Origin of the sequence: Pseudoalteromonas sp. T1lg75, from assembly GCF_002964705.1 — a bacterium.
In the GTDB taxonomy this organism is placed as follows: domain Bacteria; phylum Pseudomonadota; class Gammaproteobacteria; order Enterobacterales; family Alteromonadaceae; genus Pseudoalteromonas.
This window is the reverse complement of record NZ_PQCD01000005.1, coordinates 152966-177433: the sequence shown is the minus strand read 5'-3', so window position 1 is coordinate 177433 and position 24468 is coordinate 152966. Positions and strand designations below refer to the sequence as shown.

The following is a 24468-nucleotide window of genomic DNA, read 5'->3' as shown; positions in this document are numbered from 1 at the left end:
CGCTTTTATCACCACAAACATAAGAGTGATAAGGCATTAAGACGGTTAGGTTAAATATTTGTAACAATCTTCTTGCATTTGTACCTATTTAGTCTATTTTCTGATCGGAGGTCACTCCTCCAACCAGAAAGATAAAAATAGAATCAACAGGAATACACATGAAAACAAAACTACTCACATTGGCGCTGGCACTGGGCATAAGCCAGGGTGCCATGGCCGCGCAAGGAGTCGCATTTATCCATGGCACCGGCCAGCAAACCGACGCCTATAACGACTATTGGACCGGCGGCTTCATCAATACGGTGCGCCAAGGCCTAAGTAATACCAACAACTACACGGTTATTAATTGTGATTTTGAACAGTATATGTGGACCGACGGTGCCGCCGGCTGTTTAGCCTCACAACTCACCAGCTTTATTAATAATAAAAACATCACCGAGCTGACGCTGATCACTCATTCCAACGGGGGCAACGTGGTGCGCTGGATTTTATCCAACCCCACCTGGGATAACCGCTATCCCAACATCATTAATAAGGTCACCCGTACCATAGCGCTGGCGCCTTCCAGTGGTGGCACCCCCTTAGCCGATGCAGTGGTAGCCGGCAATTCCTTTGAGCAAAGTCTTGGCTGGCTGTTGGGCTTCGCCAATGATGCGGTAAAGCAGCAACAGGTATCCTGGATGGCGTCATACAATGCTCAGTGGCTTTATGGCACCCCCAACCGCCCCAGCCTACCGTCCTATTTTGAAACCGTGGTCGGCAGCGACGTGGACTCGGCCATTTGGGATAGCGACAGCTATTGCGGCGGCTACCAAAATCAGGTGTCGCTGGAAGTCACTCAGAATTGGTTAGACAGCTGCTCCGACGGCTTCCTAAATTGCAGTTCCCAATCCTTGGCTGGCGCGATGTGGTTTCAAGATAAATCGCGCACCCGAGGCAGCGAACCGCTCAGCCACCAACAAAGTCGCCGTAACTGCTTTGGCCTTGGCGACATGCTGAAGAACCGTATCTAGGAGCTCAAAAATGAAAAAATTAACCACAATTTGCGCCCTGATGATGTTCAGCAGCACAGGCGCCATGGCGGATGCCGGTAACACCCAAACCGTTTATCAATTCCCGCAGGTGCAAGCCACACCCGCAACGCCCTTACACTCATTGGAAAAAACCAGCGTTGAATACTGGCAACAGGTCTCGGGCAGGGAGCTTAAGCAGGGAGTACCGGTGTTTGTAAACCAGGCCGATCACCTGATCCGCATTGCCCCCAAGGCCCGCTTTGAAAACGGCGAGGTGATCAAGCCCTATGACCTGCAACTCGATAAATTTTCCGTTCGCGATGCCCAAAGCCAGCGCCTAATGACAGTGCAGGCCATCGCCGCGCGCGAGCAGATGCAGCAAGCCGGCTTTAACGACGGCAGCGTCGGCCTCAAGCTGGGGCAGATTAATGGCAAGGGCCAGCCCATGCTGCACACCACTCAGGCACTCAATGACCAGGATATCTATCTGGTTCATGTAATCGAAAAAGGTTCAGGTAATGCACTGCAGGCTCGTACCCAGTTTACCCTGGCCGAGCACCAGCAACGCCTAGGGGTCGAGCTCAACATGGGATCGCAAAAGCTGCAGGATAAAAATGTGCAGCTTAAGCTCCATAGCCCAACGGGAGAGCAAATAGGTGCTCGCTACCAAGGTGGCGAAGCGATTTTCGATCAGCCACTGACCTATCTGGGCGCCGCCAATGGCTACTACGAACTGGAGGCCAGTGTCGACACCCAGGTTAACGGCCAAAAGGTCAAACGCTCGGTGAAAATGCCCTTTGTGCACAGCATGCAAACCATCAGCATGAGCGATGCCAAGGTACAGGCCTTAGGTGGTAATCAATACCAGGCCAGCGTTCCGGTGGAGGTAACCAACAGTGGTCGCTATGCTATTCGCGCAACCCTGACCGGCCGTGCCGATAATGGCGAACGCATTAAGCTGGCCACGGTTGAGGTGGCCAAGGAACTTGATAGCAACGGGCAGTTCCTTATGCCCTTTAGCGCCACACAAGGCGCCAATGCCCCCTACCGTCTGGTGGACATTGAATTAACAGACCAAACCAGGATGCTGAAGTTTACGCCGCAGTGATCCCTGCGCTGATAGTTATGGACCCAACCCAAGTCGGTGCCCAGCACCGGCTTTTTTAGGTGGAGGACTTGCCAGCTCATAACGCCAAGAGCCAGTATCTGCTGTACAAAATCAACACGCTAATCTAGGTTGTTAATTGAATGAAATTTAAAAAACGTTCTGCAAGCGGTACGTGATATTTGTATCCAAATAAGGAGATAAGCCATGACTCAGGATGAAATTAATCAGGTTGAATGGAGCAATGACGATAACTGGACAAGATTAAAGTGGATGGGGCTCTATTTCAGCAAAAAAGACTCGCGAGCCTGGGTGCCGAAGCCCTACCCAATTCTAGGGTGGACGGTAAACCTGGCCAACCCGGGTGGTGTGCTTTCATTAAGTAGCATCATTGCCCTGCTCATGCTCATTTCCGGTCTTGTTGGCTACAACTTAGCGCCATAGTCAATAAGACACGACATTGGTTTAGCCATTAACGCGCAGAAGTGACACGCTTGAGGAGAGAGGTGACAATCACCCTCCCCTATAGCCAGTATGTAAATTCCTCATTCGCCAGCACTGCATGGCCATGCTAACTTGGTTTTTTAAGTCCCTCTTAACCCGCTATGACCTGGATTTTCTTTACCTTTTTAGCCGCATTTAGTCAAAGCTGGCGTAACGCCCTGCAGAGCAAATTAAGCCAGCATACGGCCAGTTTAGCCGTGACCTTAGCGCGCTTTATTCTTGCCGGGCCCATCGCCGCCTTGTATCTGCTTGGCTTATATCAATTCGAACCGGCGCCGGCGCTTGAGCCCTCGGGTTTATTTATTTTTTACATTATAGGTGCTGCGGTCATGCAGATTATCGCTACCGCCCTTATGGTGCGCCTATTTAAAATGAACAACTATGCCGTGGGCGCGGGGCTGGCCAAGAGTGAGGCCCTGGTGGCGGCGATTCTCGGCATGCTGTTCTTTGGTTCGGCGCTGAGTTTACTGGGGTGGTTAGGTGTCATTCTTGGTGCCGTTGCCGTCATCTTGTTGTCCGGCCCCAGTATTCGTGGCTTGAACCTTAAAACCGTGGGAATGGGTTTAGCCTGCGGCACCAGTTTTGCGCTTACATCACTGTGGGTGCGCGAGGCCAGCCTGTCATCGGGCTTGCTGTTTCCTCACAGCGCCGCCTGGGTTTTACTCTTGGTGATTGGTTTGCAAACAATACTGCTGCTGATTTATCTGGGAATTAAGAACAAAAGGGCCTTGCTCAGTCTTTGGCAGCATAAAGGTTTAACAATGTGGATCAGCCTCACCAGCTGTATTGGCTCCATCGGCTGGTTTAGTGCCATGAGCTTGCAGCATGTGGCTTATGTGAAAACTCTGGGGCAGGTCGAGGTGTTCTTTACCATCGCCATTTCATATTTGTGGTTAAAGCAGCCGGTAAAACGCCGCGACAGCTTAGGCCTGGTACTGATTGCCCTAGCCGCCATCGCGGTCATGTGGGGTTAAACCCTAATCGATTTCAAGCCACTGTGTCGCCGAATCAAGGTCATGGAAGCGCTTGCCCGTCACTTGCATCAGAATAAGCTGTTCGCCAACGTGGCTGCTCATTAAGACGCTTTGCCCCAAGGGTATTTGCTCACTTTCACTGCTGGCTTGCAGCCAGTCATGCTGCTTGATCTTATAGTTCATATTGGCGCTGTAATATTCCCCGTCATCACTGGGAAACAGGGTAACCGACAGTAAATGCTTATCCTGCTCGCCGGTTTCAATCAGTGCTTCTTTACCCGCACGGGTAATAATACGCGGCTGATGTGCCAACTGGGCCCGATTAAAGGCGGCAATCATGTTGGGGGACGATTGGTCCGTTTGCGTACGGTAGATGTCTACCTTGACTGCGAATAAAGGCACCTCGGCCCTCGCAGGCCAGGCACTCAGGGTAAGTAATAAGGCGGTTGCTAGGTATTTCATGGTCTTGCTTCCTTCTTGTTATTTGCCCCTGAATGCTAATCGCAAACCGCGACACCATCTATGTAAGACAATAATATTCCTACTATTATCACTAATGAATATTATCCAGATACTAGGCCTACTTAATATACTAGGCAACAATAGAAGAAAAACCCAGGCGTTAGCATGGAACTGTCTGAGGCGGCGATCAGTGCCGCTAGTGACACTCAGTATAGTTTTTATGGGCAACGTGATATCAGTCGAGAGGAAAATCGCTGGTTGTTTGCCATCAGCATTTTACTGCTGATAACGGCGCTTATCGTCACCGCGGTGGGGGCCTTAAAAAAGCCTACGCGCATGCGCTCGTAGGCTTGCCAATAGGCTTCTTTTAGTAACAAATATTAAGCGCTTAGTGCGCAAGTTTCAGGGTGATCACCCCGGCAATAATCAATAGCACGCCAAAGTAGCGCATCAGCGATGAGCTGTCGCCGTAGAAGAGGATGCCCACCAGGAAGGTGCCAGCGGCGCCGATGCCAGTCCACACTGCATAGGAAGTGCCCATGGGAATGGTTTTTTGCGCCAGCCACAGCAAAAAGCCGCTAATGGCCATAAAGATCACCGCCATGGCAATGCCAAACCAACGGGTTTGCGGCTCCTGCGCCAACTTCAGTCCCACCGGCCAGCCAATTTCAAATAATCCCGCACAAATCAAATACACCCAGGCCACTAGCCGTTCTCCTTAACCAATTTTACTTCGTAGAGATCGCCGCGACGATCCTTCAAGTTGCGCACTGTACCCTCACTGTGCAGGATCTTCAATTTATCCATGTCCAAATCGGAGAACAGCAGCATCTCGGTGTTAGGGGTAGCCTCATTCAGGCAGGCATCATGGGGGAAAGAAAAGTCCGACGGCGTCAGCACCGCGGCCTGCGAATACTGCACGTCCAGGCTTTCCACCTCAGGCAGGTTGCCGACACTGCCGGCAATCACCACATAACATTCGTTTTCTATGGCTCGGGCCTGGGCGCAATGGCGCACTCGTAGGTAGCTGTTTTTAGTGTCGGTCCAAAAGGGCACGAAGAGAATATCCAGCCCCTGCTCGGCGAGAATACGTGACAGCTCCGGGAATTCCACGTCATAACAGATCTGAATGCCGACGCGCCCGGCATCGGTTTCAAATACGGCAATTTTATCGCCACCCTGGATCACCCAGTCATAGGCCTCGTGCGGAGTAATATGAATTTTGCGTTGCTCGTCCACCTTGCCGCTGCGATGGCACAAGTAGCTGGCATTATAGATAATGTCACCGTCTGCCAAGGGCATGGAGCCGGTGATGATATTGGCGTTGTATTCCACCGCCATACGCGACATGGCCTTAACGAAGGTGTCCGTGTATTCCGCTAGACTGCGAATGGCCTCGGTTTGGTTGCGGTGTTCATGCAGCCCCATCAATGGCGCGTTGAAAAACTCCGGGAAGAGGATAAAGTCGCTTTGATAATCGGACACGGTATCGACAAAGTACTCCACCTGTTTAAGCAGTTCATCCACGCTTTCCACTTGGCGCATCTGCCATTGAACCGCACCAACCCGCACCACGGTCTTGGTGCTTTCAAGCACAGTATCGGTCGGCTCAAAGAGAATGTTGTTCCACTCTAACAGGGTGGCGTAGCCCTCCGACTCTTCATCCTCCGGCAGGTATTTTTTCAATAGCCGCTTTACCTGAAAATCATTCGCCAACTGGAAGCTCAGAATAGGGTCATACACCTCCCTGCGGTCCACCTTTTCGATGTACTCCATGGGTGACATTTGCTCGCGGAAGTTGTGATACAAAGGGATGCGGCCACCGGCCAGAATCGCTCTCAGGTTATACTGACGGCACAACTCCTTGCGCGCATCGTATAAACGCCGGCCCAGGCGCATGCCGCGGTGGCTCGAGGCAATGGCCACATCTAAACCATAAAGGGCGTCGCCGTTGGGGTCGCTAAACACCCGGTCATGGCTATCGACGATATCGTCATAGGTATGGGGGTTAGAAAAACGCCCGTAATCCACCTGCACACTCAGGGCAATGCCCACCAGCTTGTCATCGTCGACTATGCCTATTTGTCCCTCGGGAAACTGGTCTATCAACCGGAAAATGGTGTGACTGGGCCAGGCTCCGCCGAGCTCCGGGTAGGTTTCATCCATCAGGGTTTTGATTTGCGGGTACTGCTCTTTCGCCAGATTACAAATAGCCAAACGGGTTGTTTCGACCGACATGCTCATCTCCTAATAATTAGGGTCTGTTGACCTTTGTTGTTTGTTTCTGCAGCAGTTTGTAGTGTATTTATACAAGGCGGCACATGTGTGGTGTAGTTATTCTACATAAACATGTAACAACACAGTAGAAATGCGCTACAAGCGCTGCCCTACGGGTTCATCTAAACGCCTCCTGCTCTGTGTTGCTCGCTATGTACATAGGCGAGCAAGACCGAAGCAATGCTTCGCAGCTTAGCGAGGTGAGCGCATGGATGCGCGATGTAACCAAGCTTCATGGATGAATTTAACCACATAAATCAGTGATTATATTCATCAGAATGCGTTTAGATTGAACATAAAGTAAACCGCAAAGATAAACAGACCCTCAATCTATTGTGGTGATAATCTCACCAAAACGAAAGACTATTCGCGATGAAATGCATAACGATTAATATTGGAGAACGCCATCAGAATATCGCGGGCATAATTCACTCGTGGATGCGCCAAGGCGCCCTTACGCCAGGCCAGATAAATATTATTCTCCGGTCCCTGAGGTCCGAGGCTGACCAGGCGCCCACTGCGCAGGTCGTCATAACATAAATAATCGGGTAACACGGAATAGCCCACGCCGGTGCGCACTATGCCGGCCAGAGCGCGGATATCCGGACAGGTGGCAATAATCTGCGAACGACAATGGGCCTTAAACACCACATCGAAATACTCACGGATCAGCGGCAACTGGGTGCTATATGCGACCACCGGCAGGGTGTTGAGTAAATTGGCATCTACCTCTTGGGTCGGTAATGAGTCGGCCAGCAGTTTATGGGTCACTAACATCAGCCGCTCCGAGTCCAGCACCTGATAGTCATACATGCTGCTATCGGGTAAGGAGGCGGTAATGGCCAAATCCGCGACGCCGTTATCCAGGGCCGAATAAATCTGCTCACGATTGCCGGGCAAAATACTGACATCGACATGGCCACCCTGCAGCAGGTTGGCCAACTGGGCCGAGGCTACATAACTGATGTATTCCGCCGGCCCGGCCAGGGTAATGGAACCACGTACTTCATTTGAACGGCTGCGGGTCGAGGCCATTTTCTGCTCTATGGCATCAAAATGACCGCCGATTTGCGCCGCCAGCTCATGAGCCAAATTGGTCGGTTCAACCCCTCGGTGCCGTCGGGTGAACAGGGTCTTGCCCACGGTCGACTCCACACTTTGAATATGTGCGGTTGCCGCCGGTTGCGACAAACCAAGGTTTTTCGCCGCCCGAGAAATATTCAAGCAACGATACACCTCAACAAAGGTACGAAGCTGGACAAAGTAAGACATCAGATATTTTATACCTAACCCAAATTAAACTGAATTCTACTTATTATAGAGCTTAACTATACTGGATACATCTTTCACCTAACTTGGTTATTAACCAGAGGCACAGATGAGTTTGAAAAAAATTGCCGCGGTCTTCGCAACCGCTCTGTCACTGACGGCCACCAGCGCCGCACAGGCACAAGAAAATAGCGAACAGATACTGGTGTTATTATCCAGCGAAACCCAGATGCAGCTTGCCGATGGCAGCAGCTATGAAACCGGTTATTACCTCAATGAATTCGGGGTGCCGGCGGACGAGTTACTTAAGGCCGGTTATGAACTGGTTCTCGCCACACCCAAAGGCAACGCGCCGGCGGTTGATAAAAATTCGGTGCAGGCCATGTATTTTGGCGATGACGAGGCCGAAATGGCACGCATTCAAGAGGTGATCGCCAACCTTGAGGGGATTAACGACACCCACACATTGAGGGAAGTGATCGAACAGGGCCTGAACCAATACAGCGGTGTCTTTATTCCCGGCGGCCACGCGCCGCTAATCGATTTAGCCAATAACGAAGATGTTCGCACCATATTGCAGCACTTTCATGAGCAAAGTAAGCCAACAGCCGCAATCTGCCACGGCCCCATCGCCTTGCTATCGGCCCAGCAAAGCCCAGTGGAGTACGAGCAAAACATTGCTCAAGGTGCCGAGGCACAGGCAACTGACTGGCTGTATGAGGGTTACAGCATGACCATCTTCTCTAACCCTGAAGAAGCGACTTTTGAAGGCTCATTAAATGGTAAGAAGCTACGTTATTACCCGGCAAAAGCCATGGCCACCGCGGGCGGCAAGATGCAATTTGCCGCCGATTGGCAACCCAATGTGGTGGTCGACCGTGAATTAATCACAGGACAAAACCCCTTTTCAGACAAGCAATTAGCTAAGGCATTAATTTCTGCTTTGCAGCAGCGCAGCAAATAAGAGGTAGTAACAGCACTATGTTGAATTTTGAGTTTAAAAACACCACGGAAATTCTCTTTGGCCAGGGCCAGGTAAAGCAAATCACCACGCTCCTGGCGCCCAGCGACAAGATTTTATTCTTATATGGCGGTGGTTCAATTAAGAAAAATGGCGTGTATGACGATGTTGTCAACGCCCTGGAAGGATTCGATTTTGTGGAGTTTGCCGGTGTCGAGCCCAACCCCACCTATGAAACCCTGAGCGAGGCCTTAAACGTGGTCAAAGCGCATAATATCAGCTTTATTCTTGCCGTGGGTGGCGGCAGTGTCATCGATGGTGCCAAATACATCGCCGCCGCGGCACACTATGAGGGCGATGGCTGGGATATTCTCGTCAATGGCGCCGAGGTAAAAAGCGCGCTGCCCATAGGCGCGGTACTCACTCTGCCGGCAACCGGCTCGGAAAGTAATGGCAACTCAGTGGTTACCAAGAAGGCGACGCAACAAAAACGCGCCTTTGGTACACCCATAGTGCAGCCACAATTTGCGGTGCTCGACCCTACCTACACCTATTCGCTGCCACCACGCCAGGTAGCCAACGGTGTGGTTGACGCCTTTGTGCATGTGATTGAGCAATACCTCACCTACCCAGTTAATGCGCCGCTGCAGGACCGTTTTGCCGAAGGCATTTTATCGACCCTGATCGAGCAAGGCCCACTGGCACTGGCCGAGCCGCAAAACTATGACGTGCGGGCCAATGTGATGTGGTCGGCGACCATGGCACTCAATGGCTTAATCGGTCAGGGCGTACCCCACGACTGGGCCACCCATATGATCGGCCATGAGCTCACGGCGCTTTATAACCTGGATCACGCGCAAACCCTGGCCATAGTATTACCGGCGTTGATGTTCGAGAAAAAAGCGCAAAAACGCGAGAAAATCCTGCAACTGGGTCGCCGCGTCTTCAATCTTGAAAATGCCGATGAAGATGCCTTGATTGACGCCACGATCAAAGCAGTTCAGGACTTTTTCGAGCAAATGGGCGTTAAAACGCGCTTAAGCGATTACGACCTACAGGAGCAAGCGGTGAGCGAGGCGGTAGACAACCTGCGCCGCAATGGCCTCTCGGCCTTGGGTGAGCACGGCGATATAACGCCGGAGGTAGCCACTAAGATCCTCAAGTTGGCGCTATAAAATCTAGCCTTCGAAGGCCGCCTAGCGGCCTTTTCTCTTGCCCATCCCCCATCGCTTTGTTAGCGTGTTCGCTACTTAATCAGTACCTTCTAACCCCTTAATGCGCTTTATTACCATCACCGCCGAACTCAACGAGAGCATCGCCTCCCTGTTACATCGCTTTAATGAGTGTAACTCAGCCCATCAACATGTGGCGCAAGCGCTGGCGGTGATCTATAAGCCCATCGAGTTACATGCCCTGGGGCGTATTTTAGCGCACAGTGAATTACGTGGCCTTGAGGAAATTACCGACAAGGCGCTCACACATATCATCGCCGATTTATGCGCCCTGGAGCTGGTACAACAAAGCCGTCACGGTTATATCATCAACCGCCTGATTGCCAATGCCCTGGTAAAACGCAGCATAAGTAAAAACCTCTTCGTTACCCTGTTAACCGCCGCCGAGCAGGTGGCGCCCGTACTTAACAGCTACCAATGGCAAGACAACACCACAGACAAGCGCCGCTTGCTGCGCGATATGTATTTTCTTGGTGAGCTAGGACGAGTGAAGGAACTGATGGGGCTGGCTAAAAATCCCATGCAGCTTGATTGGCAGCACACACCGGCGCTATGCAGCCTGGTGTTTTACCCTTTTAATCTTGATGAATTTCAACTTCTGGATGAACGCCTACAGTACCAGGCCTTCGCCACCTTGCTGGCGGCACACAGGCACAAAGGGCAAAGTACCGCGCAGCTTTTACATTGGCTGCATCAGGCCTGCGACGCCTTGCCGGCTAACCGCTGGCTGCATTATTTAAAGGCCGAGCAATACCTGCTGTCGGGGCAACTGGACAAACTAAACGCGCACCTCAATGAGCAAGATAACTCTCTCTATAGTCTGTTATTGCGTGCCAGCTTGGCATTTTTGCAGCAGCAATACGCCAAGGCCATGCGCCTGTTTACCCAGGCCGAGCAGGAAAAAGGCCGCTATCAAAAACGTAAAAAGCCCTACATTGAAGGACTGTACGGTATTTTCTATCAGCTAACCCTGCTGGTGCTGGGCAAAGGCCAGCAGGGCGACACCTCATCCTGGCTAACGCTGCAAACCCAGCTCGACAACCAGCAGCAGGACAAACAGCGTGGCGAATTTGCCCTGTCCATTGATTTGGTGCTGCGACGCCTGTTATTGCATCTGCAAGGGCGAGATACTTATCTTTTTCGCCAAGAATATCTTAGCTACTGTCAAAAGGGTGAGCTGAACTATTACCTCTACGTGTGTTTTGCTTTAGCAGCCTACACCTGGAGTGTGCGCACACCCGAACCCTGGCTGCTGGCATTAAAGGCCGATGCGATACGATTCTTTGAACACACCCAACTCCCGTTATTTGCCGACTTTTTAAGGCAACTATCCGGTGAATCGCCAAAGTTAACGTTCGATATAACCCAACTTATGCGCTCGCAGGAAAGCTGGGATATTGCCCTGGAGCAATTGCTGGCGTTGGATACCCCAGCGGTTCAAAACAGCGAAGAGCCGAGCCGCATAGTGTGGCAACTGGATATCGGCCGTTTCGAGTCCAGCCTGAAGGCCAAAGAGCAAAAGCGCACTAAGCAGGGCTGGAGTAAGGGCAAGGCCCTGAGTTTAAAACACCTGGTTAATGAACCGGAACGCTTTCATTTAAGCGAGCAGGACAAGGCCATCTGCGCCCAGATTGAAACAAGCACGGGCAAGGATTATTACCGCAGCAAGGAGTATCGCCTCAACCTAAGTAACGCCCTCCCCGCTGTGGTGGGTGCCGCTAATGTGATTGATAGCGAAGGCCGCGCCCTTGAGCTGGTGCAGCGTGAACCGACCATTCGTATCGTCGCCCATGGTCCGGATTTAAGCGTGAGTATCGCTCATCTTCCCGCGTTAACCACGCACTCTGAGCCCCCCGTGGTCAGCCTTAAGCAGGTCCGTGACGGCCTGGCAGAATTTAGCATTTTCAACGCCAATCACCTTAAAGTTGCCAAAATTATCGGCGAATCCGGCTTGGTGATACCGGCCCATGCAAAGCAAAAGGCCATAGATGGCATTAAGGCCATAGCGCCGCTGATCAATATCGAATCGGATATCGACGGTATTGGCGAAACCCTGGCCCAAACCGAGCCGGATAAACACCTGGTGATCAATATCACGCCGCTGAAAACCGGCTTGAACTTCGATTGTGTGGTCATGCCTTTTGGCGAGCATGGCCCGGCAATGAAGCCCGGCTTAGGCAGTCGCCATGTGAGCGCCCATGTCCAAGGCAAACGCATCGCCCTGGAGCGCGACCTCGCCTACGAGCAACGCTTGCTGGATCAACTGGATAGCCAATGTCCGGATTTTCAGGCCATGCAGGACACCTGTTTGGCTCAGACGGATTGGCAGCTGGCATTGGCCACCCTGGAGCAACTACAACTGACCCTTAGCAAGCCCAACCAGGAGCTGCCGATAAAGCTGCGCTGGCCCAGGGGCAAAACACTGCATATGACTAAGCCGCTGAAAAGCGAAAACATTCAATTAAGTATTAACCAGCATAACGAATGGTTCGATATTAGCGGCAGCGCCACCTTGGACGATGGCAAGGTGCTGGAGTTACGCCAGCTTCTCGATGCCCTGGCCACCAGCGGCGGGCGCTTTATTACCCTGGAAGATAACCGCATACTCGCCCTTAGCGAGCAGTTAAAAACCCAGCTGGATGTGCTCAACGGCGCCGCCGAACAAGGCTTCTATCACCCCCTCAGCAGTCGCCTCCTTCGTGACCATACCACCGGCATGCGGATGCAAACCGTACCCGGCTGGGAGCAATTACATCAACGCATGAGTGAGGCCAACGCCTTAACCCTGACCCTGCCCAATACCCTGCAGGCACAGTTGCGCGACTATCAGGTCGATGGCTTTGATTGGGCCATGCGCCTAGCCCACTGGGGCGCGGGCGGCTGTTTGGCGGACGACATGGGCTTGGGTAAAACCCTGCAGACGTTGGCGGTCTTGGTGGCACGCGCGGCAAAGGGGCCGGCGCTGATTATTGCGCCCACCTCGGTCTGTTTTAACTGGCATCATGAAGCCGCTAAATTTGCCCCGACTCTCAGGGTACAACTCTTTAGTGAGTTAAAAACTGCCGAGGCGCAGCAAGCAGCCATAGAACAAAGCGGTGCCTTTGATTGTTTAGTGATCAGTTACCAGCAAATGCAGCGTCATATTGAAACGCTGGAAAAAATGCGCTGGCATACGATAGTTGCCGACGAAGCCCAGGCCCTGAAAAACCCGTTGGCCAAGCGTACCCGCGCCGCCTATGCCCTAAAAGGGGATTTTCGCCTGATCACCACTGGCACGCCGATAGAGAATAACCTCACTGAGCTGTGGAGCCTGTTTCGATTTATTAACCCAGGACTGCTCGGCAACCTAAAGCGTTTCGGTCGCCGCTTTATGCTGCCCATAGACAATCAGCAGCAGGAGCCCGCCAAGGCACTCAAAGCCAAGCGCGTACTTAAAGAGCTGATCAAACCCTTTATTCTGCGCCGCCTGAAATCCGAGGTGCTAACCGAGCTGCCCCCGCGCACCGACATAGATCAACTCATTACCCTGAGTGAAGACGAGCAGCACCTTTATGAAGCACTGAGACAAAATGCCCTGGAGCAATTAGCGCAATTACAGCAGCTCGATAACCCGGGGGAACAACGCATCCAATTGCTGGCCCAGTTAACCAGATTGCGCCAGGCCTGCTGCCATCCCCAATTGGTGGCCGAACAAAGCACGCTAACCAGCAGCAAGCTTTCGGCCCTGGGACACCTGCTTGAAGAGTTACGAGAAAACAATCATAGGGCGCTGATATTCAGCCAATTTGTTGGCCACTTGCAGTTGATCCGCGAGTACCTGGAGCAACAGGGGATTGGCTATAGTATCTTGATGGTTCGACGCCTGCGGCGGCCAGACAAACCCGCATTGACGCCTTTCAAAATGGCGCTGGCGAGGTGTTTTTGATCAGCCTTAAGGCCGGTGGCTCTGGCCTGAATCTGACCGCCGCCGATTATGTCATACATATGGACCCCTGGTGGAACCCGGCGGTGGAGCAGCAGGCCTCGGATCGCGCTCATCGCCTCGGGCAAACCCGTCCCGTTACCGTCTATCGCCTAATTGCCAAGGGCACCATAGAAGAGAAGATCCTCGCCCTGCACCAGCATAAGCGAGATCTCGCCGACAGCCTGCTGAGCGATTACGACACCCCACAATCCCTCTCGGTTGAGGAAATGATGGCCACCCTAAAGGAAGTGTTTTAAAGGCGGTTCCCACCCATAAAAAAGGCCCGCATACAGCGCGGGCCAAAGGTACTCACAATAATTAACGACGTTACGGCGTGGGCATCAGCACGGAATCAATAACGTGGATCACCCCGTTGTCTGCAGCAACATTAGCGGCTACCACCTGCGACTGGTCGATATACAGCATGCTGTCTTGAACCGACAAGGTAGCCATATCCCCATTAGCCATGGTGATTTCCGGATTATCCGAGTTGGCCACGGCAATGGCGGCATCCGATTGCACAGTCGTATCGGGCAGAACATGGTAGAGCAAGAGATCGGATAGGGCCTCGGCATCGGCAAACAAGGCCTCTACGGTCGCTTCGTCTAACTTATCAAAAGCCGCATCATTAGGTGCGAAGACGGTGAATTCGCGCTCCATATCGGCCAGCACCAAGTCCAACCCAGTGGTTTGCAGCGCTGCAACCAAGGTGGTGAAATTGCCATCGGCAACGGCAATATCAACAATTGACTGAGCTGGTGCGGGCACTTGAACGTCGCCGACCACCACGGTGTCGAGCACGTGGATAATGCCGTTGGTTGTCATGATATCCGTCATGGTCACGGTAGCGTCACCAAATTTAAGGGTGTCGGATTCGGGGTCGATCATAATATCAATCATGTTGCCGGACAGTGTCTCGGCTTGCGTGCCGTTCAGGCTGAAAGCCGTGACCGCATCAACCTCGCCGCTGACCACATGCTGAAGCAAAATTTCGCTTAGCACCTCGGTATTGTTTAACAGGGTATTGATGGTCTCTTCGCCCAACGCCGCAAAGGCATCATCGGTGGGCGCGAAGACCGTATAGGTTTCACTCTCGTCGCTTAGCGCAGCGACCAGATTAGCGGCCTCAAGGGCGGCGGCCAGAGTTGTAAAGTTACCTGCGGCGACGGCCGTTTCGACTATATTCATGGTCGGCATTTCGTCGCTTGACGCGGGCGGCATCAGCACCGCATCGATCACATGGATCACCCCATTGGTCGCGGTGATATCCACCTGAGTGACCGTTGCAGTATTCACCAGCAGATCGTCTCCAGATAAGGATAAGCCAATCGATGCACCATTGACCGTTGCCACGGTGGAGCCCGCGGCGGAGACGGCGGCACCCGATTCAACGCGAGAGTCGAGAACATGGTAGGTGAGAATCTCAGACAAGGTGTCTGGGTCTTCAAGCAGGGCATTAATGGTGTCTTCGCCCAGCAAGGCAAACGCATCGTCTGTAGGCGCAAAAACGGTGAACTGGGCGTTCATGTCGCTGAGCGTCGCATCCAACCCGGTTGCTTCGAGCGCGGCGACCAGGGTCTCGAAATCGTCAGACGCAGCAGCCACATCCACCACGGAGGTTTGCGGCTGTTCCGGTTGTATCGGAGTCTTATCGTCGTCATCGTCACTACAGGCCGTAGTAAGTACCAACAAACTGGGTAACAACAGGGTTTTAAGTAATTTATTCACGTTTTAATCCCTCATTAGTGTAACTAGATAGCCCTTGTTACTACGAGGGGCTGAGCAAAAAGCGATCAAAAAATTTACTGTTTTTTCTTAGCGCCAGCATAACCTGTTGAAAATTTTGGCCATTACCGAGGACTCGGAGTGCTTAAAAAGAAGGGAAATTACCTAAAGTATTAACATGGCTCAGGCAAGCGTTTGCAGAAGAGTTCGCTGCAGAGCTCGTCGGGGGGTAGGTATAGGCATACCGCACTAATCATCTTAATGCGGTATGCCAAGGCACTTACTTCTCTTTCATATTCCAAAGAATACCCTGATCCGAACCCATAACCGTGGTTGGCATTTGTCCGTTCCATGTTTGTGCACGCATGTACTCAACCAAGGTGGCGTTGTTCTTAATGGCTTCGGCTTTCTTTTGCATGGCTTCGGCTTCAGCCAAACCCTTCATACGAATAGCCTCCGCTTCTGCCTGGGCTTCAACCTTGATCGCATAGGCCAGACCGTCGGCCTTGGCCTTGGCGGCATCACGTTGCGCATTAGCGGTGTTCACCTCTTGTTGCGCCTGCAGATTCTGGCGCTCTAGCTTGTGCTTTTCTGCTGCGGCCAGGTTTTTCTCTGTTTGCTTGGTTTCGATGGATTGAATGTATTTAGGTGGCAATACCAGGTCTTCGATTTGCGCTGAGTCCAGCTTAACCGGGTAGCTCTTCATTTCTTCCAGCAATAACTCTTCAATGCGGGCGATAACCTGCGAGCGATTTTGGATCAGCTCTTCGGCCTTATAACGAGCCAAAGCATCCTTGGTTGCCGAACGCAATTTAGGGTCGAGAATACGACTTTCGAACTGGGTTAAACCACCATAGCTTTTAAATAGATCAAAGGCTTCCTCGCGATTAACCGTCCAGTTGATGCTCACTTCTGCGGTCAATGGCATCTGCTCATGGGTGGCGGCACGCAATTTTTCGACGTTTTTACGGGTACGGATTTCCAGCATTTCTACCGTATCGACAAAGGGGATCTTGGTATGCAGGCCAGGGTTAACCTGCTCGGTGGCTTCACCAAAGCGTTTGATAATACCGACATGGCCTTCATCCACGGTATACATGCTCTTGAACCCCACAAGTAGCAATACCAGCACCACGAAAATAGTGCCGATCAGCCCCTTCTTTTTGCCTACCGAGGCAGTGAGATCTGGCAAGTTATTGTTGTTATTCATTCTTTATACTCCTTGTGGCTAAGAACAAGGAGTATAAAGTAAGCGATTACAGATGTTAAATTAAGGTTTCAAGTCTTTACCGCCCAGACTGCGGTAAAACAGGGTGATCACCCGCTCCTTCGGCAACCATTCCGCGTATTTTAAATTCAGTTCGGCAAAGGGATCCGCCGCTATCACGGCATCCAGGGTCTGCTCTTTTTCCATGGCCTCGAGCATAAGAGCCTTGGCCTTGGCCACCAAAGCCTGATACCGCATTAGTCCGGCCTTGTCGCTGACCGGTCCATGACCGGGGATCACCTGGGTGTTGTCATCGATTTGCTCGACAATACTTTGCAGCGCCGCCAGGATACCATCGACACTGCCTCCGCCATCAACATCGACAAAGGGCAGGCCTCCGGTGTTAAAGTAGATGTCTCCCATATGCACCACATTCGCATCGCTAAAAAACACCACAGCATCGCCATCGGTATGGGCGTGGGCATAATGCACCAGGCGTGCGTGCTCTCCATTAAAGTGCAAAGTCAGGTCGGCACCAAAGCTCAGGCGCGGTAAAAATTCAGAACCCGCACCATGCTTTTCTTCCAGGCGTTTGTGGACATTGTGATGGGCGATAACATGGGCACCCGCCTGCGCAAATACCTCATTACCGCCGGTATGATCGCCATGATAATGGGTGTTCAACACGAATTCTGCGGCATTGGGGTTAAGTTCTTTAAGCTTGGCTTTGATTTGCGGCGCCAGCTTGGCGAATTGGTCATCGATAATATAGGTGCCGTCGGCGCCCACATGAGCGGCAATATTACCGCCGCGACCGAATAATACGTAAATATGCTTATCCAGCTGCTGGCTGGTTACCTCAACGTCCGCTGCCTGAACGGCCTTTGTCGTCAGCGCAGTCACCACACCGGCGGCCAAAATGGCGAGCATCATGCTGTTTTTATTCATTATTGTATCCTTGGTAGCTTGTTTTCGATAAACCTAGTGTAGTGTATCACTGGCAAATTGCCCGAACCGATAAGCCCTATTCACCAGGTAACAAAGGCCGCAACCTGATTCGGGTTGCGACCGCTGATGGAGCTAGCGAGCCGGACGGATCTCCAATCTATGCTCTGGCGCGCCGGGCAGCAAAGGCGTGGCCTGGTGAGTGGCATACTGCTCATAACCAGCACGGTAAAAAGTCGACAAGGGATGCGCCGATTGGCCGCCGGGAATGGCCATAATCGCCTGCTCCAGCCTCCCAGGCTGGGCAATAAAGCGTTGTGAGGCGCCAAAGTCGGTGCGCTGAACCGCCGGCATAAAGCTATCACCAAAGGCCTCGACTTTAGGCATGTTCAACCAGCTCCCGAGCTGCGGGATTTGCTTGGCAAAAGGATGTTTCAGCTCCATGGCGTTGACATTACCCCAGCGCCAATTCGCCGTATCTTCACCAAATTTACCGCGCAGACGCGCCAGTGCCAGATTAAAGCTCTTACTGAGCAACTGCTGTTTATCGGCAAAGCCCCATACGCTTGGGTTGTCTAGCAGCTGCCAGGTGGCCGGCTCTAAATTTCGCTTAATAGGCCCGAGAGATAGCTGATGCCTTGCCAAACTGCTTTCTATATCGGCAAACAGGGTATCCATTACGGCGCTGCGAAAATAGCGCACCATGGTATAGCCGATGGAGTCGGCACAGGCACAGCCCTGCCATTGCTCAACCAATGGTAAATTCTGGGTGCTGCCTTGCTCTTTGAGCGTTGCGACTAACAGCGCCTGCCACTTAGCCAAGAAGCGCGCCTCATTATCGAGCTGCAAGGCTAAGAACGCCTGCTCGTCGAACCTGGATTGGGCGAAAAGGCGGTCGCGAATTTGCTGCTGGCGGGCACCGAGGGCATAACCGCCATCTCCCAACCTTTCGTGCTCCCGGGTCGATATCACCCGGGCATTAGCACTCCATAAACGACCTGAGCTGGGGTTCATAACTCGCGGGCGCTGTGGCTCATTACTGAGCCACTCGGCCTGAAACTCTTGTGCATCGAGGGCGACATCGCTGGGGTTTGTGCGAGCCGCAATGGCGCCCATGGGTTGCCAGCCAATTTGTCCTTGCTTATCCACCACCATTAAATTTTGTACCGGCATCCCGGCGTTATCGGCGATTTGAAAGGCTTGGGTGACAGAGGCGGCGGTGGCAAGGTTCGCCAGATCCAGGTTCACGGCATAATCGTAGTGGCCCACCCAACTAAGCGCATAGCGCTGGCCATTGACCTCTTGCACCGGGCCATACTCACTCATTAATAGGCTGAATTCATGCGTTTTACCACCGGCAATGGCGATAGTTTCCTGCACCTTTTCCACGCTGTCATCGCCGTCGAGGCGGATCCAATCCGAGGTATCAACATAGGCATTGGTAAATCCCCAGGCGATATGCTCATTACTACCAACGACGATGGCCGGTGCCCCGGGGAGCGACACCCCGGTGACCTGTATATCGGCGATATTTAACTGAGCGCGATACCAAATAATTGGCACGGCCAAACCCAGGTGCATATCATCGGCGACCATGGGCTGGCCACTGCTGGTCAGCTCCCCGGAGACCGCCCAGTTATTGCTGCCCACCTCGCGCGAAGCGACAATTTCTGGCACCGAGGCGCTGAGTTTCGCGGCTGACAGCATGGGAATGGCCAGCTCTTTCAAGCTGATTTCACTGCCGTCCAGCGCCGATTGATAGGGACTGGGCTGAGTTAAAAACTCGCGCATCTGCCTAGAGTAAAGCCGCTCTATTTGCTCCAGCACCATGTCGCGTTCGAAGTTACTGGCCTGCAAATCCAGATACATGCTGTAGATCACCAGCAGGCTATCCTCTGGCTGCCAGGGTGTGACCTCGGCGCCGCTCAGCAGGTACTCAAAGCCTTTGAGGGTCTGCGCCTGCTGCGCCTCATTGACGCCCCGGCTGTAGCTGCTTAACAAGGCCTGCTGGGACTGCGGCAGTTGCGCGAAAATACGTTCACTGCGCTGGCGCAGCTGATGAAAACGCATTTTTTTATCCAGCTCCAGTGCCGCCTCGCCGAATAATTCACTGAGTTCACCGGCGGAGTTGCGACGCAATAAGTCCATTTGGAAAAATCTGTCCTGACCATGGGCAAAGCCCAAACCATAGGCCGCATCATTCATGCTTTGTGCATCGATAATGGCCTGCCCCAGAGCATCGCGTTTAATGGTAACCGTGCTCTCGAGCGCATCACTGCTGCCGCGCCCGTCCAGGGTTGGTAGACTCAGAGACAATGCCCCGTACACACCCGCGGTGCCCAGTAACAGTAAAATGATCGCGCCGACCACCAGACGCTGCACCCACCTCAACATAAATATCCCATCCTTTTATTATTATTCTGCCCATCAGTGTATGACATTTTTCCACGTTTGTTGGCGTTATCACCGAGTTTGCGTCTTTTGCGTGAAAACATGATGACCAAAAAGGGCGGTTATTAGGGGCAAGGCAGCGTTTTGGCTCCTTGAAACAGACCACAACTCAGGCGCTTGGGGATGTAGATGGGTTCGCCTTATCCGCGCTTTAACTTTTAGTTAAATACTTACATAATAGCGACTCACCATTGAGCTCAAGCGGGGGAGTTATGCGAGCCGAAATCGTTGCCGAAATGAAGGTGCAACCAAGCATTGATGTTAACCAGGAAATTGCCCGTCGTGTGGCATTTATTAAGCACCGTCTACAGCAGGCCCATTGCCATAGTTTGGTTTTAGGTATTAGCGGTGGCGTCGATTCCACCACCTGTGGCCGTCTGTGCCAGTTGGCGGTGAACGAACTCAATGAGGAACATAACACCCAGCGCTATCAATTTATTGCCGTGCGCCTACCCTATGGCGTGCAGGCCGATGAACATGAGGCCCAGTTGGCCGTTGACTTTATTCAGCCAAGCCAGCGCGTAACCGTAGATATCAAACCGGCCAGCGATCATATGCATGAGCAGGTTTTGGCTGGCATCGCCTCTGGCACAGCCGAAACTTCAATGACCCTGCCGGCCCAGTCGCAGGTGGATTTTGTTAAAGGCAATGTGAAGGCCCGACAGCGCATGATAGCCCAGTATGAGATCGCCGGTCTGACTCAGGGTCTGGTGGTCGGCACCGATCACAGCGCCGAAAACATCACCGGCTTTTATACCAAGTTCGGCGACGGCGCCTGCGATCTTGCTCCTTTGTTCGGCCTGTCCAAACGCCAGGTGCGTACCCTGGCCGAGGCCTTAGGTGCGCCTCGTGATCTGGTACACAAGGTTCCTACCGCGGATCTCGAATGTGACCGCCCGGGACTGGCCGATGAAGTCGCCCTTGGCCTAAGCTACGACCAAATAGATGACTTTTTAGAAGGCAAGCCGGTCAGCGCCGAGGTTGAAGAACACATTATCGGCATCTACCAGCGCACCCAGCATAAGCGTCAGCCTATCCCCACTATTTACGACTGATCTGGTCGGGCACCGGTGTCTTATCGGTGCCCTGCTTAGCCACCTGCCCAATACCTTTTTCTTTGCTAACACAGTGATCGCCCACGCTTTTGTAAACGTAAACACTGCAATCACGAACTCATTTGTTTATAGTAAAGGTTATAAGCTCTTAGCCTTTGGAAGTTATGTCTTTTCCTATTTTAATTACAGGCGCCGGGCAGCGCATTGGCCTTGCTCTGGCCTCCCATCTGCTGGCCCAGGGTCACGACGTCATTATTAGCTACCGTACCCGCCACCCGGCGGTGGACGAATTGGCGGCGCAAGGGGCGATCTGCATCGCCGCCGACTTTAGCGACGATCACAGCATTATGCAGTTTATTGACGAGCTACGCGGCCACACCCATGGGCTGCGGGCGATCATTCACAACGCCTCGAGTTGGGATTGCGAAGCCAACAACAGCGATTATGCCCAGCTGTTTGACGCCATGATGCGTATTCATGCCAAGGTGCCCTATTTGATCAATCAGTACTGTGCCGATATGCTCCAGCAACAGCAGGGCTACGCCGATGTCATTCATCTGACCGACTATGTGGTCGAAACCGGCAGCCCGAAACATTTGGCCTACGCAGCCTCCAAGGCCGCACTCGACAATCTGACCAAGTCGTACGCCGCCAAATGGGCGCCAAAAGTAAAGGTCAACGCCATTGCCCCGTCGTTGATCATTTTCAACGACCACGATTCTGAGCAATATAAACAAAAAACCTTAACCAAATCCCTTATGGGCATCGAGCCCGGCTGCCAGGAAATTATCGCCGCCGTAGAGCTGCTGCTCAATAGTCACTATATTACCGGGCGCAGCCTCGCCATCGACGGCGGCCGCCATTTAAAATAGACGAGAACACTATGCACGACGATTTAAAAAACAGCTTTAAGCAGATCATCAGCGCCGTCGGCGAAGACCCACAGCGAGAAGGCCTGCTCGACACCCCCAAGCGCGCCGCCAAAGCCATGGAACACCTGACCCAGGGCTACCGACAAACGCTGGAAGAAATCACCAACAATGCGGTCTTCACCTCGGATGCCGATGACATGGTCTTGGTTCAGGACATAGAGCTCTATTCCATGTGTGAGCACCATTTGCTGCCCTTCGTCGGAAAGGCTCACATCGCTTACATCCCTGATGGCAAGGTGCTGGGACTGTCGAAATTTGCCCGTATCGTCGACATGTTTGCGCGCCGTTTTCAAATTCAGGAGCAGCTGACGCACCAGATCGCCAAGGCGGTAGAAGAGGTAACCGGCGCCAAGGGCGTGGGCGTTATCGTTGAAGCACAGCATATGTGCATGATGATGCGTGGCGTGGAAAAGCAGAATTCGAAAATGCGCACCTCGGTGATGCTGGGTAACTTCCGCACCGATCCGAAAACCCGCAATGAATTCCTACAGCTGGTTAAAAACTAGGACAGCTTATGACCAATGCCATTATCAATGTGACCAACCTCAGGCTGCGCACCTATATCGGCTTTAACCCCGAGGAGCGGGAAAAAAAGCAGGATGTGGTGATCAATCTGGAGATTCATTACCCCGCCGACAAAGCCTGCGAGCAAGATGAAGTAGCGCAGGCGCTGAATTATAAAACCATCACCAAGGCGGTGATCGAGGTGGTGGAGCAGGGGCACTTTCTATTATTGGAAAAACTGGTGGCAGAGATTCTGGCCTTGTGTCACAGCCATCCCAGCGTGCATTACGCCAAGGCTCGGGTGGACAAACCCCATGCACTGCGTTTTGCCGACTCGGTCTCACTGACCCTGGATTGGCAAAGACCGCACTAGCGAGCGCGCTTAGAGCAACTCCTCAAGCCCAAGCGCCATCAGGATCACCAGCAGATACCGGGTGCCCTTGCCTATGCTCACCAGCAGCAAGAACAGGCTAAAGCGCACCCGAAACACCCCGCCAATTAAGGTCAGCGGGTCGCCAACGACCGGCAACCAGGCGAACAGCAGACTGTACACACCAAAGCGGTTGAATTGCCGCTGCGCCCTGGCCATGGCCTTGGCGGAAACGGGAAACCATTTTCTATCTGCAAAACGCGTGACCTGGGTGCCAAGGGCATAGTTCACACAACTCCCCAGCACATTACCACAGGTTGCACTGAGCCACAGCAGGGACAGAGAAAAGCCGCCCTTGACCACCATGGCGCTGAGCATCAGCTCCGAAGAGCTGGGCAGCAAGGTAGCAGCAATAAAGGCGCTCAAAAACAGGCTTAAATAGGGCAAAACAGCTCCCTGGCCTTAACCGCCGAACACCGAATTGGGCATCTTGCTACCGATCTCACCGCTTATAAGAATCTAATCGTCAATGGATAACTAAACTCTTTACCCTCGTAGGCCTTAATCGATGCCACGATCACCATGATAAAGGAGAACAAGGCGACGATTGGCAGTAGCAAAAGACCCACGGCCACGAAAATCAGTAAGAAACAAACGATGTAGGCGATCAACATGGTGAACTGGAAGTTCAATGACTCACGACCATGGCGATCGACAACAGGCATGTCTTCTTTTTTAACCAACCAGATAATTAAAGGCCCTAAGATTGAGCCAAAAGGCACGATAAAGCCGGCTAACGCGGCCAAATGGCAGAGCATCGCCATGCTCTTCTCATCATTGCTCTTCGCTTGGTTGTTGTTCTCAGGTAATACCGGTTCCATGTTCACTCCTGTGATTGTTGTTAAGTTACTGAGATTCTCAGTTTTATTGCTTAGTGTCCAGCTTTTCGCCAAAGCAAAATTCTATCCTTCATCAACAATTGCCGCTAGACTAACGGCATTGTCAGTCTTTCTGTGGGAGTCAGTGTGAACACAGACGTCGTTAATATTCTCACCATGGCAAAGGTGATTCAAACCGCCGTTGCCCCAGTTTTCCTTATCACCGGCATCGCCGCCACCCTGGGGGTGCTATCAAGTCGTTTGGCACGCATCACCGACCGCGCTCGCACCTTAGAGCGCAAGCTAAAAATTAGCAGCGATGAAGATTTTAACCACTCCCTGACCACAGAATTACGCGCCCTGCTCAAACGCGCCCGCTATATCCATTTTGCATTTAGCTTGAGCGTGCTCAGCGCCACCCTGGTCAGTTTTGTGGTTATGTTACTTTTTATGGCTAATATTCAATCTGTTAACCTAGGCACTGCGATAGCCCTGTGCTTTATGATCGCCATGGTGTTGCTGATCCTGGCGTTTATTTCCCTGCTCGCCGAGGTTTATCTCGCCTTTAGAAGCATGCGCCGAGGAATGATTTTTGCCGATATCGACCTGGGTGAGTAAATACTTCTTCACAGTGCTGACA

The 24468-nt window shown here is 52.5% G+C and carries 24 protein-coding genes; 14 read left to right on the top strand and 10 right to left on the bottom strand.

The window, feature by feature from the left end:
- Positions 1-152 precede the first annotated feature (152 nt).
- The 4 genes from C2M36_RS01815 to C2M36_RS01800 all read left to right on the top strand — a co-directional run bounded on the left by C2M36_RS01815 (position 153) and on the right by C2M36_RS01800 (position 3596).
- Positions 153-1013, top strand: a complete 861-nt coding sequence (locus tag C2M36_RS01815) for a hypothetical protein (protein ID WP_199883001.1) — start codon at positions 153-155, stop codon at positions 1011-1013.
- A 10-nt stretch (positions 1014-1023) separates the two neighbouring features.
- Positions 1024-2121 (top strand): DUF4785 domain-containing protein, encoded by a 1098-nt coding sequence (locus tag C2M36_RS01810; RefSeq protein WP_105253457.1) that lies wholly within the window; start codon positions 1024-1026, stop codon positions 2119-2121.
- A gap of 204 nt (positions 2122-2325) precedes the next feature.
- Positions 2326-2562, top strand: coding sequence for a DUF5808 domain-containing protein (locus tag C2M36_RS01805; RefSeq protein ID WP_105253456.1), 237 nt, complete (start codon positions 2326-2328; stop codon positions 2560-2562).
- Between the two features lie 161 nt (positions 2563-2723).
- The gene (locus C2M36_RS01800; RefSeq protein WP_105253455.1) at positions 2724-3596 is read left to right on the top strand and encodes a DMT family transporter; all 873 of its coding nucleotides are present in this window, start codon (positions 2724-2726) and stop codon (positions 3594-3596) included.
- A 3-nt stretch (positions 3597-3599) separates the two neighbouring features.
- On the opposite strand, the gene C2M36_RS01795 is transcribed toward C2M36_RS01800, so the two are convergent.
- Positions 3600-4058 carry a hypothetical protein gene (locus C2M36_RS01795; RefSeq protein WP_105253454.1) on the bottom strand — a complete coding sequence of 153 codons (459 nt, stop codon included), beginning with the start codon at positions 4056-4058 and terminating at the stop codon, positions 3600-3602.
- A gap of 165 nt (positions 4059-4223) precedes the next feature.
- Here C2M36_RS01795 and C2M36_RS01790 point away from each other — a divergent pair, with 165 nt between their 5' ends.
- Complete coding sequence (locus C2M36_RS01790; protein WP_105253453.1) at positions 4224-4406, top strand: hypothetical protein; 183 nt, start codon at positions 4224-4226, stop codon at positions 4404-4406.
- A 40-nt stretch (positions 4407-4446) separates the two neighbouring features.
- Here the strand turns inward: C2M36_RS01790 and C2M36_RS01785 are convergent, their stop codons facing one another.
- The 3 genes from C2M36_RS01785 to C2M36_RS01775 all read right to left on the bottom strand — a co-directional run bounded on the left by C2M36_RS01785 (position 4447) and on the right by C2M36_RS01775 (position 7607).
- Complete coding sequence (locus C2M36_RS01785) at positions 4447-4764, bottom strand: DMT family transporter (protein ID WP_105201118.1); 318 nt, start codon at positions 4762-4764, stop codon at positions 4447-4449.
- Positions 4764-6296 carry a carbon-nitrogen hydrolase family protein gene (locus C2M36_RS01780; protein WP_105253452.1) on the bottom strand — a complete coding sequence of 511 codons (1533 nt, stop codon included), beginning with the start codon at positions 6294-6296 and terminating at the stop codon, positions 4764-4766. The genes C2M36_RS01785 and C2M36_RS01780 overlap by 1 nt, the downstream gene beginning before the upstream one ends.
- 402 nt (positions 6297-6698) lie before the next feature.
- A complete protein-coding gene (locus tag C2M36_RS01775; protein ID WP_105253451.1) occupies positions 6699-7607 on the bottom strand; it encodes a LysR family transcriptional regulator in 909 nt (302 codons plus the stop codon).
- A gap of 106 nt (positions 7608-7713) precedes the next feature.
- Between C2M36_RS01775 and C2M36_RS01770 the strand changes: the two genes are divergently transcribed.
- From C2M36_RS01770 to C2M36_RS01755, 4 genes are all read left to right on the top strand, one after another.
- Entirely contained in the window at positions 7714-8568 is an 855-nt protein-coding gene (locus C2M36_RS01770; RefSeq protein WP_105253450.1) for a type 1 glutamine amidotransferase domain-containing protein, read from the top strand.
- Positions 8569-8585: 17 nt separating this feature from the next.
- On the top strand, positions 8586-9740 hold the full coding sequence (locus tag C2M36_RS01765) for an iron-containing alcohol dehydrogenase (protein WP_105253449.1): 1155 nt from the start codon (positions 8586-8588) through the stop codon (positions 9738-9740).
- A 100-nt stretch (positions 9741-9840) separates the two neighbouring features.
- A complete protein-coding gene (locus C2M36_RS01760) occupies positions 9841-13722 on the top strand; it encodes a DEAD/DEAH box helicase (RefSeq protein WP_105253448.1) in 3882 nt (1293 codons plus the stop codon).
- Positions 13683-14018: a helicase-related protein gene (locus tag C2M36_RS01755; protein WP_105253447.1), complete on the top strand. Its 336-nt coding sequence runs from the start codon at positions 13683-13685 to the stop codon at positions 14016-14018. The genes C2M36_RS01760 and C2M36_RS01755 overlap by 40 nt, the downstream gene beginning before the upstream one ends.
- Positions 14019-14088: 70 nt before the next feature.
- On the opposite strand, the gene C2M36_RS01750 is transcribed toward C2M36_RS01755, so the two are convergent.
- The 4 genes from C2M36_RS01750 to C2M36_RS01735 form a co-directional block, all read right to left on the bottom strand.
- Complete coding sequence (locus C2M36_RS01750) at positions 14089-15489, bottom strand: fasciclin domain-containing protein (protein ID WP_105253446.1); 1401 nt, start codon at positions 15487-15489, stop codon at positions 14089-14091.
- Between the two features lie 277 nt (positions 15490-15766).
- Positions 15767-16696 carry an SPFH domain-containing protein gene (locus tag C2M36_RS01745; RefSeq protein ID WP_105253445.1) on the bottom strand — a complete coding sequence of 310 codons (930 nt, stop codon included), beginning with the start codon at positions 16694-16696 and terminating at the stop codon, positions 15767-15769.
- Positions 16697-16756: 60 nt separating this feature from the next.
- Positions 16757-17623: an MBL fold metallo-hydrolase gene (locus tag C2M36_RS01740; protein ID WP_105253476.1), complete on the bottom strand. Its 867-nt coding sequence runs from the start codon at positions 17621-17623 to the stop codon at positions 16757-16759.
- A gap of 150 nt (positions 17624-17773) precedes the next feature.
- Positions 17774-20032, bottom strand: a complete 2259-nt coding sequence (locus C2M36_RS01735) for a penicillin acylase family protein (protein ID WP_105253444.1) — start codon at positions 20030-20032, stop codon at positions 17774-17776.
- A 269-nt stretch (positions 20033-20301) separates the two neighbouring features.
- Here C2M36_RS01735 and nadE point away from each other — a divergent pair, with 269 nt between their 5' ends.
- The 4 genes from nadE to folX all read left to right on the top strand — a co-directional run bounded on the left by nadE (position 20302) and on the right by folX (position 22953).
- Positions 20302-21144 (top strand): ammonia-dependent NAD(+) synthetase, encoded by an 843-nt coding sequence (gene nadE / locus C2M36_RS01730; protein ID WP_105253443.1) that lies wholly within the window; start codon positions 20302-20304, stop codon positions 21142-21144.
- A 164-nt stretch (positions 21145-21308) separates the two neighbouring features.
- Positions 21309-22016, top strand: coding sequence for a dihydromonapterin reductase (folM, locus tag C2M36_RS01725; RefSeq protein WP_105253442.1), 708 nt, complete (start codon positions 21309-21311; stop codon positions 22014-22016).
- Between the two features lie 11 nt (positions 22017-22027).
- Positions 22028-22582, top strand: a complete 555-nt coding sequence (folE, locus tag C2M36_RS01720) for a GTP cyclohydrolase I FolE (protein ID WP_105188672.1) — start codon at positions 22028-22030, stop codon at positions 22580-22582.
- 8 nt (positions 22583-22590) lie between these two features.
- Positions 22591-22953 (top strand): dihydroneopterin triphosphate 2'-epimerase, encoded by a 363-nt coding sequence (folX, locus tag C2M36_RS01715; RefSeq protein ID WP_105253441.1) that lies wholly within the window; start codon positions 22591-22593, stop codon positions 22951-22953.
- Positions 22954-22962: 9 nt separating this feature from the next.
- Here folX and C2M36_RS01710 read toward each other — a convergent pair whose 3' ends face one another.
- Both C2M36_RS01710 and C2M36_RS01705 read right to left on the bottom strand, forming a co-directional pair.
- A complete protein-coding gene (locus tag C2M36_RS01710) occupies positions 22963-23397 on the bottom strand; it encodes a YqaA family protein (RefSeq protein WP_105253440.1) in 435 nt (144 codons plus the stop codon).
- Between the two features lie 62 nt (positions 23398-23459).
- A complete protein-coding gene (locus C2M36_RS01705) occupies positions 23460-23831 on the bottom strand; it encodes a DUF4870 domain-containing protein (RefSeq protein WP_105253439.1) in 372 nt (123 codons plus the stop codon).
- Between the two features lie 144 nt (positions 23832-23975).
- On the opposite strand from C2M36_RS01705, the gene C2M36_RS01700 reads away from it, so the two are divergent.
- Positions 23976-24446: a DUF2721 domain-containing protein gene (locus C2M36_RS01700; RefSeq protein WP_105253438.1), complete on the top strand. Its 471-nt coding sequence runs from the start codon at positions 23976-23978 to the stop codon at positions 24444-24446.
- The last annotated feature ends 22 nt before the right edge of the window (positions 24447-24468 follow it).